General features: G+C 64.9%; 16 protein-coding genes and 1 riboswitch. Of the genes, 7 read left to right on the forward strand and 9 right to left on the reverse strand.

What is annotated here, in order from left to right; all coding sequences use genetic code 11:
• Positions 1–154 precede the first annotated feature (154 nt).
• The 6 genes from cobW to HV823_RS17915 all read right to left on the reverse strand — a co-directional run bounded on the left by cobW (position 155) and on the right by HV823_RS17915 (position 6,621).
• Entirely contained in the window at positions 155–1,204 is a 1,050-nt protein-coding gene (cobW, locus tag HV823_RS17890; RefSeq protein ID WP_176951102.1) for a cobalamin biosynthesis protein CobW, read from the reverse strand.
• A gap of 4 nt (positions 1,205–1,208) precedes the next feature.
• On the reverse strand, positions 1,209–1,736 hold the full coding sequence (cobU, locus tag HV823_RS17895; protein WP_176951103.1) for a bifunctional adenosylcobinamide kinase/adenosylcobinamide-phosphate guanylyltransferase: 528 nt from the start codon (positions 1,734–1,736) through the stop codon (positions 1,209–1,211).
• Positions 1,733–2,512, reverse strand: a complete 780-nt coding sequence (locus tag HV823_RS17900) for a CbtA family protein (protein ID WP_176951104.1) — start codon at positions 2,510–2,512, stop codon at positions 1,733–1,735. The genes cobU and HV823_RS17900 overlap by 4 nt, the downstream gene beginning before the upstream one ends.
• Before the next feature lie 12 nt (positions 2,513–2,524).
• Positions 2,525–2,701, reverse strand: a complete 177-nt coding sequence (locus HV823_RS17905; RefSeq protein ID WP_097141039.1) for a CbtB domain-containing protein — start codon at positions 2,699–2,701, stop codon at positions 2,525–2,527.
• A gap of 44 nt (positions 2,702–2,745) precedes the next feature.
• Positions 2,746–3,062, reverse strand: a riboswitch (cobalamin riboswitch).
• A 93-nt stretch (positions 3,063–3,155) separates the two neighbouring features.
• On the reverse strand, positions 3,156–4,967 hold the full coding sequence (locus HV823_RS17910) for a peptidoglycan-binding domain-containing protein (protein WP_176951105.1): 1,812 nt from the start codon (positions 4,965–4,967) through the stop codon (positions 3,156–3,158).
• 193 nt (positions 4,968–5,160) lie between these two features.
• Positions 5,161–6,621, reverse strand: coding sequence for a cobyric acid synthase (locus HV823_RS17915; protein WP_176951106.1), 1,461 nt, complete (start codon positions 6,619–6,621; stop codon positions 5,161–5,163).
• Positions 6,622–6,847: 226 nt separating this feature from the next.
• Between HV823_RS17915 and HV823_RS17920 the strand changes: the two genes are divergently transcribed.
• The 7 genes from HV823_RS17920 (at position 6,848) to HV823_RS17950 (ending at position 13,939) form a co-directional block, all read left to right on the forward strand.
• Complete coding sequence (locus HV823_RS17920; protein WP_097141042.1) at positions 6,848–6,991, forward strand: hypothetical protein; 144 nt, start codon at positions 6,848–6,850, stop codon at positions 6,989–6,991.
• Positions 6,992–7,726: 735 nt separating this feature from the next.
• On the forward strand, positions 7,727–8,725 hold the full coding sequence (locus tag HV823_RS17925) for a glycine betaine ABC transporter substrate-binding protein (RefSeq protein ID WP_176951107.1): 999 nt from the start codon (positions 7,727–7,729) through the stop codon (positions 8,723–8,725).
• A gap of 254 nt (positions 8,726–8,979) precedes the next feature.
• Complete coding sequence (locus tag HV823_RS17930; RefSeq protein ID WP_176951108.1) at positions 8,980–9,888, forward strand: ABC transporter permease; 909 nt, start codon at positions 8,980–8,982, stop codon at positions 9,886–9,888.
• On the forward strand, positions 9,881–10,933 hold the full coding sequence (locus HV823_RS17935; RefSeq protein WP_176951109.1) for a quaternary amine ABC transporter ATP-binding protein: 1,053 nt from the start codon (positions 9,881–9,883) through the stop codon (positions 10,931–10,933). Before HV823_RS17930 ends, HV823_RS17935 begins: the two co-directional genes overlap by 8 nt.
• A 295-nt stretch (positions 10,934–11,228) precedes the next feature.
• Positions 11,229–12,248, forward strand: coding sequence for a betaine--homocysteine S-methyltransferase (bmt, locus tag HV823_RS17940; RefSeq protein ID WP_176951110.1), 1,020 nt, complete (start codon positions 11,229–11,231; stop codon positions 12,246–12,248).
• Positions 12,249–12,592: 344 nt separating this feature from the next.
• On the forward strand, positions 12,593–13,471 hold the full coding sequence (locus tag HV823_RS17945) for an amino acid ABC transporter substrate-binding protein (protein WP_176951111.1): 879 nt from the start codon (positions 12,593–12,595) through the stop codon (positions 13,469–13,471).
• 126 nt (positions 13,472–13,597) lie between these two features.
• Positions 13,598–13,939, forward strand: coding sequence for a hypothetical protein (locus HV823_RS17950; RefSeq protein ID WP_176951112.1), 342 nt, complete (start codon positions 13,598–13,600; stop codon positions 13,937–13,939).
• A 64-nt stretch (positions 13,940–14,003) separates the two neighbouring features.
• Here the strand turns inward: HV823_RS17950 and HV823_RS17955 are convergent, their stop codons facing one another.
• From HV823_RS17955 to HV823_RS17965, 3 genes are all read right to left on the reverse strand, one after another.
• Positions 14,004–14,747: a phosphodiester glycosidase family protein gene (locus HV823_RS17955; protein WP_176951113.1), complete on the reverse strand. Its 744-nt coding sequence runs from the start codon at positions 14,745–14,747 to the stop codon at positions 14,004–14,006.
• Positions 14,748–15,022: 275 nt separating this feature from the next.
• On the reverse strand, positions 15,023–15,715 hold the full coding sequence (locus tag HV823_RS17960) for a 4Fe-4S dicluster domain-containing protein (protein ID WP_176951114.1): 693 nt from the start codon (positions 15,713–15,715) through the stop codon (positions 15,023–15,025).
• 107 nt (positions 15,716–15,822) lie between these two features.
• Positions 15,823–17,397, reverse strand: coding sequence for a trimethylamine methyltransferase family protein (locus HV823_RS17965; RefSeq protein ID WP_176951115.1), 1,575 nt, complete (start codon positions 17,395–17,397; stop codon positions 15,823–15,825).
• Positions 17,398–17,537: the final 140 nt, after the last annotated feature.

Below are 17,537 nucleotides of genomic sequence, written 5' to 3' on the forward strand. Positions count from 1 at the left end.
AGGGCGATGCGTACGAAGTCGAGCCCGCACCGGCCACCTTCCGTGATCCTCGGGCTTGTCCCGACGATCCGCGCACGCAGCCCGCCCGATTCGGTCCGGCCGGATAGCTGACCGACGTCCCGACACAAGGAGCAGCCGCGCGCCCATGCCCGGATTAAACCGCAGCGGCGATCGCCGCGCGGACGGCCTGCTCGTCCATGTCGTGCAGGCCAATGACGACGAGGCGGGTACCGCGGGTCTCGCCTGGGCCCCAGGCGCGTTCGAAATACTGGTCGATGCGGCTGCCGACAGCCTGAATCAACAGCCGCATCGGCTTGCCCGGAACGTCGGCGAACCCCTTCACCCGCAGCACGTCATGCTCGCCGATCACGCCCTTCAGGCGCTCGATGAAGCCGGCAGGATCGGCAACCGGACCGAACTCGACGACGAAGCTGTGGAATTCGTCGTGGTCGTGCTCCTCGCCGTTCTCGTGTTCCAGCTCGTGATGCGACTTGCGGTTGGCAATGTCGTCCTCGGTGCCGATGCCGAGCCCCAGCAGCACCGCGGCTGCGACGTCGCCGTTCCTCGCCTCGATCATCGCCGGCTTGCGCGCAATGCGGGAAGCGACCTCGTCGCGGACGATTTTCAGGCCGGCGGCATCGATCAGGTCGGTCTTGTTGAGCACGATCAGGTCGGCCGCAGTCAACTGGTCCTCGAAGAGCTCCTCCAGCGGGCTCTCGTGATCGAGGTTGTCGTCCTCCACGCGCAGAGCATCGACGCGATCATGGTCGTCGGCGAAGCGGCCAGCGGCGACGGCGGCGCTGTCGACCACGGTGATGACGCCGTCGACCGTCACCTGCGTCTTGATCTCCGGCCAGTTGAAGGCGGCCACCAGCGGCTGCGGCAGCGCCAGGCCGGAGGTCTCGATGACGATATGGTCGGGCCGGTTCTCACGCTCCAGAAGCTTCGACATGGTCGGGATGAAGTCGTCGGCGACGGTGCAGCAGATGCAGCCGTTGGTCAGTTCGATGATGTCGTCCTCGCTGCAGGTTTCCGCACCGCAGCCCTTCAGCACGTCGCCGTCGACGCCGAGGTCGCCGAATTCGTTGATGATAAGTGCGATGCGCTTGCCGTTCGCGTTCTGCAGGAGGTTGCGGATCATCGTCGTCTTGCCCGCGCCGAGAAAGCCGGTGATGACGGTGGCGGGGATCTTTTGCTGGAGCATGGGCTCAACCCTTCATTTTCAGCGGCAGGCCTGCCGCGACAAAATAGACTTCGGAGGCGAGCTGCGCCACCTGCTGGTGCAGCCTGCCGGCGTGGTCGCGGAATTCTCGCGCCATCTGGTTTTCGGGGACTATACCGAGGCCGACCTCGTTGGAGACGAAGACCAGTCGCCCGGGCGCGGTCACGATGGCCGCTGCGAGATCGTCGAAGGAGGCCGCCATGTCGTGGCTTTCCATCATCAGGTTCGTGACCCAGAGCGTCAGGCAGTCAACGAGCAAAACCCGATCGTCGCGCGCGGTGTCGTTGATGCGTTCGGCGAGCGCCAGCGGATCCTCATGCGTGGTCCAGCCATGACCGCCGCGCTGCGCCCTGTGCTGCTCGATCCGGGCACGCATTTCGTCGTCCCATGACCGGCCGGTGGCGATATAGTGCTTGGAAAGGCCGGTCTCCGCCGCCAGCCTTTCGGCAAACGCGGATTTTCCGGAACGCGCACCGCCCAGAACCAGGACGGCTCCGGGCGATGTCGTTTTCATCTAGCTGCCTTTGCGATCTTTTCGTTGGCGAATCCCAGCGAAAGGCCGAGCACGATCCAGAAGAACAGCGTGGTGGCAAGTGCCGCCACGGCAAACTCGGCACCGAGGACGGCCGGAACATTGCTGGAAAGATCGGACGGCTGCGGGGCGCCATAGACCTGCGGGGCCGCAATCAGACCGATGCCGGCGACCTTCGCCGCGATGCCGCTCTTCAGGATCAGCAGGTAGAGCCCTGCCCCCGAGAGAACCACTGTGACGATCCACCAGGCCTGTCGGGCGCCAAGGTCGGCGGCCGGGAAGCCCGGCAGTTCCGGCGGCAGCCCGATTGCCGGCAAAAGGTGCACGGCCAGCCAGCCGGCGGCACCCCACAACGCCCCGTTGGCCACGGTGATCGCGTTGCCCGTCAGCAGGCTCACACCCGCCAGGAGCAATGCGAAGCCTGTGCCGGTCACGAGGTTGGCGAGCAGCGTGCCGGAGAACCGGCTCATGCCGAACATGATGCCACCGTCCTCATGCTCGCCCTCATGGGCATGGGCGACCGAGATCGGCGAGAAATAGGCCGTAATGTCGGCCAGCGAAGGAGCGCTGCGGAGCGAGGAGTGCTCGTGCGTCGTTTGCGGGGCTTCGGTTCCGGTGGCGGCAGGGTCACCCTCCTCGCCCTCGAACTCTTCGGCGTGGAGGATCAGCGGAATCACACGCGCCTCCTGGGCGGCCGTCATCACCACACCGGAGAACAGCCCGGCCACCAGAGCGGCCAGGAGATATTTGACGATCATGGCATCAGCTCCTTAGTGGCAGGGAAAGCCGTAGGAGTGACGGGTGTCGTGCGCGGTGTCGTGCAGGACGGACGAGTTGGCGAGGCCTGCGCCAAACACCAAAAATCCGCCGAGCAGAAGCGCCACGAGCCCGGCGACGAGACGATCGCTCAGAGAAAGGGAAACAGAAGAAACGTTAGAAACAGCCATGACAACCTCCGTGCTGGCACGGGGAACATCCCCAGAATCGGGCAGAATGCCCTTATTGGCCGGCAGGTCTCCTGGCTCGCAGCGTCGGGCGCTCTTGCGCCGGCAGCCCTCCTCGCCTTCCCGGGCGGTTCGCAGCATGAAAGGCGGACGATTCGTAGAAATAGAGGCGTCCAGACCCCGGTTCATCATGCCGCCACCCAGTGGCTTTACCGGTTCGCACGAACCGGTCGGATAGGCCTCGCTACTCTACAGTCGCGGGGTCGGCCGTGATTGGAGCGCCCTGATTGGGTCCACCCCGTCACGTTCCCATTTAAGCGCCCGTCCATCGCTGGACCGGCGCACCATCCAATACTGGCGATGATTATGCCCGGCCGGCCCGGAAGTCAATCGACCGGAAGCGCCGTCCGCCGCCCTGAAAGCGGCGTTCGAAGCGCAGATCGGGAAACGGGATGGCTCAATAGCCAGGGCCGCTGATCGTGAGATCCCCGCTCGGCCCGCCATAGTAACCGTCGACAGGTCCCTCGTAGTAGCCGCCGACCGGCCCTTCGAGATAGCCGCCACCCACAGGGCCTTCATAGACGCCGTAGCCGTCATTGTAATAGCGGTCGCGCTGGGCGCGCTGCCTTGCGACATATTGGCGATCCCGGCGCTGGGCATAGCGAGCCGCCTCGCCCAGCTGGCGAAACTGCTTGCGCGTCAGGTAGCCGTCCGCGGCGTACCCGGCCGAGCGCTGCCATGCGGCAATCGCGCCACGCGTGCGCGAACCGAAGACGCCATCGACGCCGCCGGTGTTGTAGCCGAGCATGCTCAACCATTGCTGTGACTGCGCCCGCGTCGCGGGCTCCAGGTAGGCCTCGCGGGCAACTCCGGGCGTCCTGTAGATCGTCGGTTGGCGCGGATCGGCCAGCACCTCGCGCGATCCCGGCGCGATCGGCCTCGCAGAAACGACGCTGCCCTGGTCCGCACCGCCTGCACCGGCACTCCCCGCGCCCGAACCGCCAAGGCCCGCATTGTCCTCGGACGGCTGCCCGGCGTCCTGCTGCGCGGTGCCACCCTGCTTCTCGATCGCCGACAGCCGTTCGCGCGCCTGATCGGCGAAGCGTCCGTCCGGATAGACCCTCAGATATCCCTCGAATGCCTGTGCGCGGCCGTTGAGCACCGCACGGCTCCAGGCATTGTCTTCCCGACGCGCCTGGCGCTCGGTCTCCGCATTGCCCGCGCCATTTCCCGCGCCGGCATCGTCCGTTGTGGCGGCCTGCGACCCGGCGTCCGGTTCAGTGCCCGGCCCAGGGCCTGTCGGAAGCGCTTCCGTATCGAGCGCATCGGCCGTAGCCCCCGCCGGACGGCTTTCCTCTGCCGGCCGGGCAGAGTCTGCGCCCTTTTCGCCTTCATCCGCTACGGCTTCCGCCGCACGTAGACGCTCGGCCTCGGCTTGCGCCTTTTCCGCTTCGGCCTTGGCCTTGTCCGCAGCCGCCTCGTCCGCCCGCGCCCGCGCCTCTGCCGCAGCCTTGGCTTCCTCTGCAGCCTTCAGGCGATCGGCTTCTGCGGCAGCTTGCGCGCGCTCGCGCTCCGCCTCGGCGGCAGCCTGTTCGGCTTCTGCCTTGGCCTGGGCTTCGGCTGCAGCCTTTGCCTCTTGCTCGGCCTTCAGGCGCGCCTGCTCGGCCTTCGCCTCCTGCTCCGCCCGCAGCCTTTCGGCTTCCTGCGCGCGTTTGCGCTCAGCTTCGGCTGCCTGACGCTCCGCCTCGGCCCTGGCCTCGGCGGCGCGCTTGGCTTCGGCTTGCGCGCGCGCCTGCTCTTCTTCGCGCAGCCGCTCTTCTTCGGCGATCCGCTTGCGCTCCGCTTCCGCTGCCAGCCGGTCCTGTTCGGCCTGCGCCCTTTCGGCTGCGACCTTCGCCTCCTGCTCGGCCTTCAGCCGCTCGGCCTCGGCGGCCTTGCGCGCTTCCTCGTTTCTTTCCTTCTCGCCGACTGCCGTGCCCGCGGACGCCGCACCGCTCGACGGCTTGGACGCGCCGGCAGCGTTCAACTCGGCAAGCCGCAGCCGCGCCATCGATGCAAAGGTGCCGTTCGGAAACTGCTTGAGGTAATCCTCATAGCCCGCCGGGTCGCTGCTGGAAGAAACCTTCTGCCACATCGAGAACTCGCTCTCCCAGCGCTTGCTTGCGCTGACGGGCGGCTTCGTCTCGTCCGCCTGCACCGCCGGAACTCCGGCGAGCGCAAACCCGACAAGTCCGGCCAATCCAAGTTTCGCCAAACGCGCAGTGGTCATTCGAGAACTTCCCTTTTCGATCGCATGCCGGACCTGGGCAGATAGATAGCGGCAATTCCAGAGCCCTCAAGGCTTTGCATGGGATTCTGACGCAAGTTTGATGGTAACCTTACCGCGGCAAGATGACGAAAAAATCGTGCCGGAACACGCCGATGGCAGCGCCCGGACATCTGCACCGCATGGGCCGGCCTGTTCAGTCCCGTTCCATCAGCCCCTCGAGCCAGGCCGGATCGAGCACCGCCTCGAGTTCGGCCGCAACACCGTCCAGCGCCTCGTCGACCGCCTTGCGGTAATCGAAGCCGCCGCCAGCGATGCCGAACTCGGCAAGCAGCCTGCCCCGGAACGGATCGCTGGACATCAGCCCGTGCAGATAGGTGCCGAACACCCGGCCGTCCGGCGAAGTCGCACCGTCCGGCCTGCCGTCGATGATGACGCTCGGCCGGGCGCAGTCCGGCCCTGCCGTCACGCCGAGATGGATCTCGTAGCCCTCCAGCGGCACGTCGTAGGCGAGCGAATGCGCCCGACTGTTGCGCACCGTCTTCTCCGGCGCCATCTCGGTCTCGACCTCGAGCAGGCCCAGCCCTTCGATCTCGCGGTCGCTACCCTCGATGCCGAGCGGATCGCGCACCGTCCGTCCCAGCATCTGGTAGCCGCCGCAAATGCCGATGACGCGCCCGCCACGGCGATGATGGGCGGCAAGGTCGCGGTCCCATCCCTGCGCCCGGAAATCCTTCAGGTCGGCGATGGTCGATTTCGAGCCCGGCAGGATGACGAGGCCGGCATCGGCGGGAATCCGCTCACCGGGCCGCACAAAGACCAGGTCAATGTCGCCCTCCTGGCGCAACGGGTCGAGATCGTCAAAATTGGCAATCCGCGGCAGTACCGGCACCGCCACGCGCAGGGCGCCGGCCTTTCCGGCCGCCAGGCGCTCCAGCACGACAGAGTCCTCCGCCGGCAGCCGCCGCGCGTCCTTAAGCCACGGCACGACCCCGAAGCAGGGCCAGCCGGTATGCTGGCCGATAGCGCGAATGCCGTCGTCGAAAAGCGTGACGTCACCGCGGAACTTGTTGATGATGTAGCCGCTGACCATTGCCAGGTCCTCGCCCGGAAGGATTGCCTTCGTACCGACGAGAGAAGCGATGACGCCGCCGCGATCGATGTCGCCCACGAGCACGACCGGCACGCCGGCACGCGTCGCAAATCCCATGTTGGCAATGTCGCCGGCGCGCAGGTTGATCTCGGCCGGCGATCCGGCCCCCTCCACCACCACGAGGTCCGCGTCGGAACAGACCATTTCGAAGCTCTCCATCACCGCGCCGAGCAGCTTCGGCTTGAGCGCCTGATAATCGCGGCCCCGCGCCTGGCCGTAGACCTCCCCCTGCACCACGATCTGGCTGCCGGTGTCGGATTGCGGCTTCAGCAGCACGGGGTTCATGTGGACGGAAGACGGTACGCGCGCAGCCATGGCCTGCAACCACTGCGCCCGCCCGATCTCGCCGCCATCGTCGGATACGGCGGCATTGTTGGACATGTTCTGCGGCTTGAAAGGGCGGACCTTCAGGCCACGGTTCGCGGCAATGCGGCACAGTCCGGCCACCAGTACCGTTTTTCCGACATCCGAGCCGGTTCCCTGCAGCATGATTTTCCGAGTCATGCGCCTCAATTAGCATCGCGCCCGTACACCGCAAAGCCCTGAAAGCGCCGTGATGCCGCCGCAATGCGCAGCCGTTCAGGAGGGGATCGACAAGAGCACCAGTACACATATTCCATTTGCGACACGCCATGGCGTTGGCGAATGCGATTTCACCGCGGGCCGGGCCTATATCGCCGGCATGTGAGCCACGGGCCGAACCGTCGCCGCCCAACCAGGGAAAAACACCATGCTGTTCATCTTCAGCAAGCCCAACTTCGTCCAGATCGCATGGAACGGTCTGGCTCCCCGCCATCACTCGCGCGTCCGCAATGTCGTCGACGATGCGCCGCTAGGCCCGATCAGCCTGATCCGCACGCGCAACGTCGGCTGAGCGAACGGAAATGCCGTCTTCGAGCGCCCTCGCATTGCGGGGGCGTTGCTGTTTCTGCCGGCGAAAAAGATGTTGGCAGCGGAAACAAAAAAGCCGCGGGCACCCGCACGGGCGTTCCACGGCCTCTCGGATGCAAAATCGCGCATCGTCGAAAATCGGCCCCGGTACGCACTACCTTTTCCGGGGATGGGCAGGGATCACCTGCCACGACGAAAGTGATAGCTGCACATCGTTACCGGATCGTTATTAAGACCTTAAACAAAGATGAATTGTGATTTTTTTCGCGCGATCTTCGAAAAATCCGCCATCGGCACAACCGCCGCTTTCAGGACAGCAAATGTCCCGATCCGAAAACCCGCCGGCGACACCGCGCCTTCAACCTGCTCCGCAACGCCCATCTGTGAGCAAAAGCTCATTTTTTGATCGAGCTGGTGCCTGAATTACCGGCGCCTGCCCTCCTGCTGGCGGCACCCAAATTCGTTGCTGCAGCGCTGCACGGTTGATTTCTTTGCGGGAATCCTTACGCTGCCCCCAGCGATGAAACAGGCGAGGCGGTGACAGGGTTCCGCTGCCGGCCGACAATAACTCACGTCGCTGCAAGCAGGGTTTCGACTTGCCCGACCCGGTTCTTCGACCCCAGCCTGCCGAACGTATCGATCGGGCAGCAAGGAAGGCGTACGGCTTCTTCACCGTCCGGAACAGATAACCGCATCAAGACTGGGAGATCGCACAACCATGAAGACGCTGCTCGCTTCTACCGTCCTCGCCGTCGGCCTCTATGCCGGGGCAGGTTCCGCACAGGCTGCCGATTGCGGCAGTGTATCCATCGCCGAGATGAACTGGGCTTCGGCCGGCGTCGCGGCCTATGTCGACAAGATCATTCTCGAAAACGGCTACGGCTGCACGGTGACGCTCGTCACCGGCGACACCATGCCCACCTTCACCTCGATGTCGGAAAAAGCCGAGCCGGACGTAGCGCCGGAACTGTGGGTGAACTCGTTCCGCACAGCGCTTGACGCGGCGGTCAAGGACGGAAGCCTCATCCAGGCGGCCCCCCTGCTGTCGGAAGGCGGCGTCGAAGGCTGGTGGATTCCGAAGTTCCTCGCCGACGCCCACCCGGAAATCAAGACCGTTCAGGATGCACTGAAACATCCCGAGCTTTTCCCCGCACCGGAAGACGCTTCTCGTGCCGCCGTCCACAACTGCCCGTCGGGTTGGAACTGCCAGGTTTCCACCGCCAATCTCTACAATGCGCTGAACGCCGAAGCGGCCGGCTTCGACCTGGTCGACACCGGCTCCGCCGCCGGCCTTGACGGCTCGATCGCCAACGCCTTCGAAAAGAAGACCGGTTGGCTCGGCTACTACTGGGCGCCGACCGCCATTCTCGGCAAGTACGAGATGACCAAGCTCTCCTTCGGCGTCGAGCACGACAAGAAGGAATGGGACGCCTGCACGGCGATCCCGGATTGCCCGAGCCCGAAGGTGAACGCTTATCCGGTCTCCGACGTCTACACGGTCGTCACAAAAGCCTTCGCCGACAAGGCGGGCGTGGCGATGGACTACATGAATACGCGCCAGTGGGACAACCAGACGGTCGGCAAGGTTCTGGCCTGGATGATCGATAACCAGGGCACCAACGAGGACGGCGCCAAGTACTTCCTCGAAAACAATCCCGACTTGTGGACGAAATGGGTTTCGCCCGAAGTCGCCGAGAAGGTCAAGGCGTCTCTCTGACAGGTCTGATCGAGGGCCGGCGATAACCCGCCGGCCCTTTTTCATTGTGACGCGACGAAGGCAGGAACGGGTTTCCGCTTCGATTTGCTAATAGAGAAAGCAAGGTCGCAAACAGCACATGAATGCCGCCGGCTTCATGTGAAGAATATAAAAAAGGCCGGAACGAAAACAAGAACAACGGCCCGGAGGTGAAAGCGCGCACAAGGCGGCGGAAGCGATCCGGAGTCGACAATCGGCAGACAAAGGGGATTGATATGGCATTGTGCGACAGCTTGCCGGCACTGCTCTGCAAGTTTCCCGCGCTGAGCGACGCTACCATTCGCGCAGGCCGCAAGACGATCGACGACGGTTTCCGCGGCTTCGTCCGCTCCTACGGCACGATCATCGACGCTGTGGTCCAGCCGCTCCAGGTGTTCCTGAACTTCATCGAGCGCCTATTCGTCACCTCGCCCTGGCCGATCATCCTGGTTGCGATGCTGGTCATCGTCTATCTCGGCAGCCGCAGCGTGAAGGTCACGATCGGCACCGCCGTCGCCATGTATTTCATCGGCCTGTTCGGATTGTGGAACGACGCAATGGTGACGCTCGCGATCACCACCGTCTGTACGATCGTCGCCGTGGTGCTCGGCATCCCGATCGGGATCCTGATGGCGCGCTTCGACCGGGTTCAGGCCGTGGTCAATCCGACCCTCGACGTGATGCAGACCATGCCGAGCTTCGTCTACCTGATCCCCGTCGTGATGATCTTCGGCATCGGCAAGGTGCCGGGCATGATCGCCGTCGTCATCTACGCCGTTCCACCGATGATCCGCCTGACCAATCTCGGCATTCGCCTCGTTGACAAGGAAGTTCTGGAGGCCGCCGACGCCTTCGGCTCGTCCGGCTGGCAGAAATTGAAGAACGTCCAGATCCCGCTGGCGCTCCCCACCATCATGGCCGGCATCAACCAGACGATCATGATGTCGCTGGCAATGGTGGTCGTCGCCTCGATGGTCGGCGTCGGGGGGCTCGGCAAGAACGTGCTCGGCGCGATCAACAACCAGTTCTTCACCGTCGGGTTTCTCAACGGCTTTGCGCTCGTCGCCATCGCCATCATTTTCGACCGTACCAGCCAGGCCTTTGGCAAGCGCCTGCAGAAGCATTCGGAGGTAGTCCATGGCTAGTCACGCCATCGAAATCAAAAGCCTGTACAAGATCTTCGGCCCGCGCGGCGCCGACTATATCGACCAGGTGAAATCCGGACTTTCCAAGACCGAACTGAATGCGAAGTACGGCCATGTCCTCGGCCTGCAGGACATCAACATCTCCATGCCGGCCGGCGGCGTCATGGTGGTCATGGGGCTTTCCGGCTCGGGCAAGTCTACGCTGATCCGCCACATCAACCGGCTGATCGAACCAACCTCCGGCGAGGTGCTCTACGACGGCGTCGACGTCTGTCGCATGAACGACCGCGATCTGCGCGAATTCCGCAGGCACAAGACGGCGATGGTGTTCCAGAAATTCGCGCTGCTGCCGCACCGGACTGTGGTCGAAAACACCGTCTACGGGCTGGAGATCCAGGGCGTTCCGGCAGCCGAAAGCGAGAAGCGCGCCCGCTACTGGATCGAGCGCGTCGGGCTTACCGGCTTCGAGAACCATTATCCGAACCAGCTTTCCGGCGGCATGCAGCAGCGTGTCGGCCTGGCCCGGGCGCTGACCAACGATGCCGAAATCCTTCTGATGGACGAGGCCTATTCGGCGCTCGACCCGCTGATCCGCGTCGACATGCAGACGGTCCTGCTCGACCTGCAGAAGGAATTGAAGAAGACCGTGGTCTTCATCACGCACGACCTCGACGAGGCGCTGCGACTGGGCGACAAGATCGCCATCCTGCGCGACGGCGGCGTCGTCCAGCAGGGCACGGGTCAGGAGATCGTGCTCCACCCCGCCGACGACTACATTACCGCCTTCGTCAAGGAGGTGAACCGCGGCCGTGTCATCAATGTCGAGACGATCATGAAGCCGCTGGCCGGCAATCCGGAAGGCATGCCCGTCGCCAAGGGCACGGTTCTCGAAGCCGCGGCCCGCGCGATGACGGCAGCAGGCCAGTCGACCGCCCATGTGCTCGACGAGGCGAGCCGGCCGGTCGGCACGGTCTCGCTCGATACGATCATCGCCGCCATGGTGACCCCGACCGGTCACGGTGCCGAGACGCAGCAGGCAGCGTAAGGTTTCGTTAGGCCGGGGTCGGCCCGGCCGGCCCCGCTGCCGTCATCGCGGACCTGATCCGCGATCCAGCCGCGCCGCGTCTGCGGCGCCAACGGAATCACTGTTGCACGGAAATGGATCGCTGGCTTCCGCTGCATGGAAACAGGCTCGCCTCCTGCGCCACCGCCCTCTGCATTCCGCCGGATCACCACTGGCCTTGCATGGACATAAAGAAATCTTTATATCCTCGTTCCCAATGAGGACCTCTGCCTTCGACCGCCTGCCGGTTGGACCGCGTGACAGGAAAGTTGACCCGATGACGACAAACACCAATGCGCTTGCCGCCCTTCTTGCCGAGAAGCCGTTCCTGCTCGCCGACGGCGCCACCGGCACGTCGCTGTTCGCCATGGGGCTGGAAGCCGGCGAGGCGCCGGAGCTTTGGAACGAGGCGAAGCCGGAGAACATCACCAAGCTGCACCAGGACTTCGTCGATGCCGGTGCCGACATCATCCTGACCAACACCTTCGGCGGCACCCGCCACCGGCTGAAACTGCACCATGCGCAGGACCGCGTCTTCGCGCTGAACAAGCGCGCAGCCGAGATCGCCCGCGCCGTCGCCGACAAGGCACAGCGCAAGGTAATCGTCGCCGGTTCCGTCGGCCCGACCGGCGAACTGCTGGTTCCGCTCGGCGCACTGACCTATGAGGATGCCGTCGCCGCCTTCGCCGAGCAGATCGAGGGCCTGAAGGCCGGCGGCGCCGACGTAGCGTGGATCGAGACCATGTCCTCGGCCGAAGAAATCCGCGCTGCCGCCGAGGCCGCCGTGAAGGTCGGCCTGCCCTTCGTCTACACCGGCTCCTTCGATACCGCCGGCAAGACGATGATGGGCCTGCACCCGAAGGACATCCACGGCGTCGCCGGCGACATCGGTGCCGGTCCGCTCGCCGTCGGCGCCAATTGCGGCGTCGGCGCCTCCGACATCCTTTCCTCGCTGCTCGACATGACCGGCGCCGACCCGGCCGCGACGATCGTCGTCAAGGGCAATTGCGGCATCCCTGAGTACCGCGGTGCCGAGATCCACTATTCCGGCACGCCGCCGCTGATGGCCGAATATGCAAGACTTGCCCGCGACGCCGGCGCCCGCATCATCGGTGGCTGCTGCGGCACCTCCTGCGAACACCTCGCTGCCATGCGCGAAGCGCTCGACGCCCACGAACCGCGCCAGCGCCCGACGCTGGAGACGATCGTCGAGGTGATCGGTCCGTTGCGCAACAAGACCGCAAACGAGGGCGCCCCCGCCCCCGCCCGCGAACGTGGCCGCCGCGGCAGGGGCTGAGCCTTCCACATTCCCGGCGGGAGACAACCGGGCCGCCGCGCCGGCCCGGCGCGCCATCTCCTCATCGAGTTGGACGTTAGCGCGCTTGTGGCAGGCGTGTACGCCCTGCAGCGGTTGTCCGTCCGCTCCGCAATCGGTCCATCGTCACCAAGTCTGCGTGATGTTCACGCGCAGCAACTCGATTGCTCCCCAGGCTTGAGGATGCGCGATCCACAATGCCATGTTGACTCTCCGCCGAGCCTTGTCGGTTGACAAATGGGGATCGGCCCATAATCTGCGTGCACGCCTTTGAGACCTACACCCTATGCGGAGACAAGGATCATGCAGGTGCCCCGCAGACACATATGGCCAAGCGCATGAGGCGGCTTCTGCTGGCAAACCTTGCCCTTTGTCTTTCTGCTTTCGCGGCCGCCGCCGCAACGCTCGATACGATTGCCTCGCGTGGAACGGTGCGCATCGGCTACATCTCGGGCCAGGCGCCATTCTCATCGAGCCAGCCGGGGGCCGAACCGGTGGGATATGCCATCGACCTGTGCGGCGAAATCGTCGACGAGATCGAACATCAGTTTCCGGAACTGAAGCGCGTATATGTCGAGACCACGCTCGCCAATGGCTTCGATGCTGTGAAGAATGAAGAGCTCGACCTGCTTTGCGGTTCCATCACCGTGAATTTGACGAGGCGGGAAGCTGTCGACTTCTCACAACCGATCTTCCTGACCGGGGCGAGCGCCCTGCTGCGCAAGGATTCGCCCGGCTACCTCCAGACGCTCTTTTTCGACGGCCCCGCCGTCCACGCCGTCAGCGAGCGCGTTGCCACAAACGTCATCGGTATGCGCGCAAACACAACGACGGCGGCGACGCTTCGCGAGGCACTGGCGATCCAGGAATCGGAGACGAAGCTAACCGATTTCAGCACGCACGAGGACGGCCTCAAGGCGCTGGAGGGCCGCAAGATCGATGCCTACATCGCAGACCAGGCGCTGCTCATCAGCCTGGCGAAGCGGGCGCGCGATCCGTCCTCGCTTACGGTCGGCGATCGCATGTTCACGCATGAACCCTATGCCATCGCGTTGCGTCGCAACGACGCCGACTTCCGCTTGCTGGCGGACCGCGCGCTGACGGATTTCTACATGTCGGACGATTTCCTGCCACTGCTGGAGAGCTATTTCGGAGCCGAGGCCCCGATGCTGCATACGCAGATCATCATGCAGCACGTGCCATAGGTTCACCGCGGAGAAAGAGAGAGGGCAGCGGGCGACATCGTCCCCCATCCCTTGCTTTCTGCGCTTGCACACCCCCTCGCCCTCCACTATCCGGGACTCCCACACAGATTCGCTGGAGCCGCGCGCATGAACGCAGCCGCCTTTCCCGATCGGGAGAAGATCGCCGAGAAGCTTGCAACCCATGGGGAAGCCGAGCAGCCATTTCTGCTCTTGCTGATGGAGAACCCATCGCAGGATGAGAGCCTGCTGGCCGGGCTCGACCTCCATCTGGCACGTGCGGCGGAAGGCAAGTTCCTGAATTCACTGAAGCTGGAACGGCTTGGCGAGTGGCTTGGCAACACGGCGCCGGCGCGCCTGCAGATGCGGCTGATGGAGGCCGCGCGCTCCAGCCAGCATGCCGCCCATCAGGCCTTTCGCGCCGGGCTCACCCGTTCCGGCGGCCTGGAGCGGGCATTTCCCAAGGTCTGAGACTTTGCGGGCCTAAAGCCCTCGCCAGCGGTTCCCGCGACCCGGGCCCAAAAGGGGAAACGCCTCAGTAGGGCAGTCCGCCCGCGACCGCAATCACCGTACCCATGTGGGCGAAGCGGTCGTTTCGCCGCACCTCCGGCGCATAGAGGCTGGAGATGCTGCCGTCGAGGAACAGCGCGTTGCGGCAGCCGAGCGCATCGCGAAACAGGGTGGCGAAGTCGTGGAACCGCACCACCCCGCGGGAGATCGCAAACGCCACACGCCCGTCCGGCAGGATGCCGACGCCATTGCGGACATAGAGGCTGTCGCTATTGGCCAGGAACCGCGGATGGATGCGGCCGTCGACCACCAGCATCGGCCCCGACTGGCTGGCGAACTGCACCTCCGGCCGCGCCTTTGCGAAGGCCTCCGTTTCCATCACGCCTGCCGTGCCCTTTCCGACGTAGAAAACGCCGTTCGGCTTGAGGAAGAAGTTCCCCTCGCCCGCGTCCCGGTTCAAGGGATGGCGCTCGCGCCCGTATTCGACCAGCAGCCCGACCGGACCATAGCCCGGATGATACATGCCGCCGTTCATCCCGAAGACGAGGAACTCGCGGTCCTGCCGCAGAAGGTCGCGCACCGCGCCATAGGTCAGTGCCTCGCTCGAACCGTCCGGTACGCCGTAGACGCGGATCGTCTCGCGCGCCGGATCATAGGTGCAGACGATGTAGCGGTCGGCGAGATGGAGGATTTCCTCGCAGGCGGCGGACGCCGGGCCTGCAACGAGCGACGAGGCGGCGAGCGCGAGGCCGAGCAGACGGCGCTTCATGGGGTGCCTAACTCCAAGATCGGCGCGACGAAGGCCTGGTCGTCGCCCGCATAGCTGCTGTCCCGCAGCGCTTCCGACTGGCGACGCGCCTCAATCGCGAACAATGGCGAGGGGGCGTCTGCGCCTGCGGGATCCTTTAAGATCGCTGCGTCAGGCGGCCGGCGGTGCCGTTCCGCCTTCTCCCGTGGGTCTGGCCCTATGCTCTTCATGACATCTCTCCCGATGAGAAGTTCCAGATGGCCCGCCAGCCTCGCATCTTCAAACCTCCGCCGCAATCAGAGGCGGAGTGCCGCCATGTGGAAGCGCAACTGATCGTCGCAGTAGCGGTGTACGGCACCGACCGGACAGGCATTTCGAGCGAGGCAACCCGCTATCATGCAGGCTTCGCGACCGGCCTCCGTGCCCAGGTACCCCCGGCAACCCGCGACGTCGAAGCCTGCGGCCGTCACGGCACCGGCCGGACACCGGTTGAGGCAGGGCCGATCGCGACAGCCGTCACAGGGATGCGGGCCGGCCACCTCCCCCTCGGTCTCGATCGCATCGGCGAAAGCGAGCGCGCCGCGATAGCCGTGCCAGAGGCCGTAGACGGGATGGATTAAAATGCCGAGCGGCGAGGCGCGCAGGCCCTCTGTCCGCATCGCCCACTGCTGGAACGGCTGCCATGGCGGGTCGGAGGGAAAGTAGGCGGTAGCACCGAGCGCAACCGAAATCGGTCCGATCACCGACTTGGACCAGGCGTCCAGCGGATCGGCGCCGCCGCGGTCCGGCGCCCCGTCCTGCCAGGCACGGAAGTGCGGCCAGATCGAGCTTCCGACATTGCCTATGAGCGCCACGCATGCGGCCGGCCGGCCGTCGCCGAGCGCTGGTGCGGCCTCGTCCGCGGTAAAATTCACGACGCCGCGCAAAAAAAGACCGTGCGGCCGCAAGGCCGCACGGATCGTTTCGCTTGAGGGGCGTTCCGCCGTCATTTCGGCTTCGGTCCCTGCAGTTCGTAGTGCGGACGCCAGACTTCCTTCTGGATCATGTCCGCCACTGCCGATGCTCCGCCTTGCTCCCTGGCGCGTTCGGGAGCCTTTCAGGTGAAGGCGTCGGGCATGGAATCCTTGCGCTTGGCCATGTATTCCAAAAGCGCCTCGTCGATCGCCGGGTCGAGATAGGGCGCCTCGTACTGGTCAAGCCAGGTGCGGCAGAGCGCATTGGCACGCTCCTCGATGCGCTTGCTGCCCTCGATTTCCCACTGCTCGAACGAGTTGTTGTCGGCAAGCGGCGAGCGGTAGAACGCGGTCTGGAAGTTCGCCTGCGTATGCGCGCAGCCGAGATAGTGGCTGCCGGGGCCGACTTCGCGGATCGCGTCGAGCGCCTGCGCGTCCGCAGACAGGTCGATGCCCTCGGCCATCTTCTGCATCATGCCGAGCTGGTCCTGGTCGATCATGAACTTCTCGTAGGAGCTGACCAGGCCGCCCTCCAGCCAGCCGGCCGCATGCAGCACGAAGTTTGTGCCGGCGAGCAGCGTCATGTTCAGCGTGTTGGCCGATTCATGGGCAGCCTGCGCATCAGGAACCTTGGAGCCGCAGAGCGAGCCGCCGGTACGGAACGGCAGGCCGAGACGGCGGGCGAGCTGGGCCGCACCATAGGAGACGAGCGATGGCTCCGGCGTGCCGAAGGTCGGCGCACCGGACTGCATCGAGATCGAGGCTGCGAACGTGCCGAACAGCACCGGCGAGCCGGCGCGGATCAGCTGGGTGAAGGCGGCACCCGCCAGCACTTCGGCGAGGATCTGCGTCAGGGTGCCGGCGACCGTCACCGGGCTCATCGCACCCGACAGGATGAACGGCGAGACGACGGAAGCCTGGTTGTGGCGGGCGTAAACCTTCAGCGCGCCCACCATGGTCTCGTCGAACACCATCGGCGAGTTGGCGTTGATCAGGTTCAGCGTCACCGTGTTCTTCTCGACGAAGTCCTCGCCGAAGACGAGCTTTGCCATCGCAATCGTGTCTTCCGCGCGCTCAGGCGCCGTGACCGACCCCATGAACGGCTTGTCGGAATACTTGATGTGGCTGTAGACCATGTCCAGGTGACGCTTGTTCACCGGGATATCGACCGGCTCGCAGACCGTGCCGCCGGACGAGTGCATCGACGGCGCCATGTAGGCGAGCTTCACGAAATTGCGGAAATCCTCGATCGTCGCATAGCGGCGGTTTCCTTCGAGGTCACGCACGAACGGAGGGCCGTAAACGGGCGCGAACACGGTCGCCTTGCCGCCGATCTCGGCACTGCGCACCGGATTGCGGGCATGCCACGTAAAAGTCTTCGGCGCGGTCTTCAGAAGTTCGCGGCAGAGCCCTTTCGGGAAATGCACCCGCTCGCCCTTGATCTCGCAGCCAGCATCCTTCCACAGCGCAAGCGCCTCGGCGTCATCGCGGAACTCGATGCCGATCTCTTCCAGGACTGTGTCGGCGTTGCGTTCGATCAGCTGCAGGCCTTCTTCGTCCAGCACTTCGTATTCACGGATCTTGCGGGTGATGTAGGGCAAGGACGGGCCGGGCCCGCCGCCGGACCGCGATGCGCGGCGCGCTGCAGCCCCGCGTCCCTCGCCGCGTGCGCGGCGACCGCCACCCTCGCCTTCCGGCTGCTCTGTCGTCAAACTCATGTCCGTGTTTCCTCAGCTTATGTATGGCGCTCCGTCGCCTGTCGCCCATATGCTATCAAGCAACCGACCCGGGACGGGTCTCAATGCGCCAACAGGTGGCGCAGTGGAGACACCGCAGGCACCTCCAGTCGCCGCTTTGT

The sequence above is a fragment of the Mycoplana rhizolycopersici genome, assembly GCF_013378445.1.
GTDB classification, from domain to species: Bacteria; Pseudomonadota; Alphaproteobacteria; order Rhizobiales; family Rhizobiaceae; genus Mycoplana; species Mycoplana rhizolycopersici.

Coding starts and splice junctions, on each gene's coding strand:
- HV823_RS17955 (WP_176951113.1), bottom strand. CDS start 14,747: ATGAAGCGCCGTCTGCTCGGCCTCGCGCTCGCCGCCTCGTCGCTCGTT.
- cobU (WP_176951103.1), bottom strand. CDS start 1,736: ATGAAAACGACATCGCCCGGAGCCGTCCTGGTTCTGGGCGGTGCGCGT.
- HV823_RS17965 (WP_176951115.1), bottom strand. CDS start 17,397: ATGAGTTTGACGACAGAGCAGCCGGAAGGCGAGGGTGGCGGTCGCCGC.
- HV823_RS17910 (WP_176951105.1), bottom strand. CDS start 4,967: ATGACCACTGCGCGTTTGGCGAAACTTGGATTGGCCGGACTTGTCGGG.
- HV823_RS17920 (WP_097141042.1), top strand. CDS start 6,848: ATGCTGTTCATCTTCAGCAAGCCCAACTTCGTCCAGATCGCATGGAAC.
- bmt (WP_176951110.1), top strand. CDS start 11,229: ATGACGACAAACACCAATGCGCTTGCCGCCCTTCTTGCCGAGAAGCCG.
- HV823_RS17930 (WP_176951108.1), top strand. CDS start 8,980: ATGGCATTGTGCGACAGCTTGCCGGCACTGCTCTGCAAGTTTCCCGCG.
- HV823_RS17935 (WP_176951109.1), top strand. CDS start 9,881: ATGGCTAGTCACGCCATCGAAATCAAAAGCCTGTACAAGATCTTCGGC.
- HV823_RS17950 (WP_176951112.1), top strand. CDS start 13,598: ATGAACGCAGCCGCCTTTCCCGATCGGGAGAAGATCGCCGAGAAGCTT.
- cobW (WP_176951102.1), bottom strand. CDS start 1,204: ATGCTCCAGCAAAAGATCCCCGCCACCGTCATCACCGGCTTTCTCGGC.
- HV823_RS17915 (WP_176951106.1), bottom strand. CDS start 6,621: ATGACTCGGAAAATCATGCTGCAGGGAACCGGCTCGGATGTCGGAAAA.
- HV823_RS17945 (WP_176951111.1), top strand. CDS start 12,593: ATGGCCAAGCGCATGAGGCGGCTTCTGCTGGCAAACCTTGCCCTTTGT.
- HV823_RS17960 (WP_176951114.1), bottom strand. CDS start 15,715: ATGACGGCGGAACGCCCCTCAAGCGAAACGATCCGTGCGGCCTTGCGG.
- HV823_RS17925 (WP_176951107.1), top strand. CDS start 7,727: ATGAAGACGCTGCTCGCTTCTACCGTCCTCGCCGTCGGCCTCTATGCC.
- HV823_RS17905 (WP_097141039.1), bottom strand. CDS start 2,701: ATGGCTGTTTCTAACGTTTCTTCTGTTTCCCTTTCTCTGAGCGATCGT.
- HV823_RS17900 (WP_176951104.1), bottom strand. CDS start 2,512: ATGATCGTCAAATATCTCCTGGCCGCTCTGGTGGCCGGGCTGTTCTCC.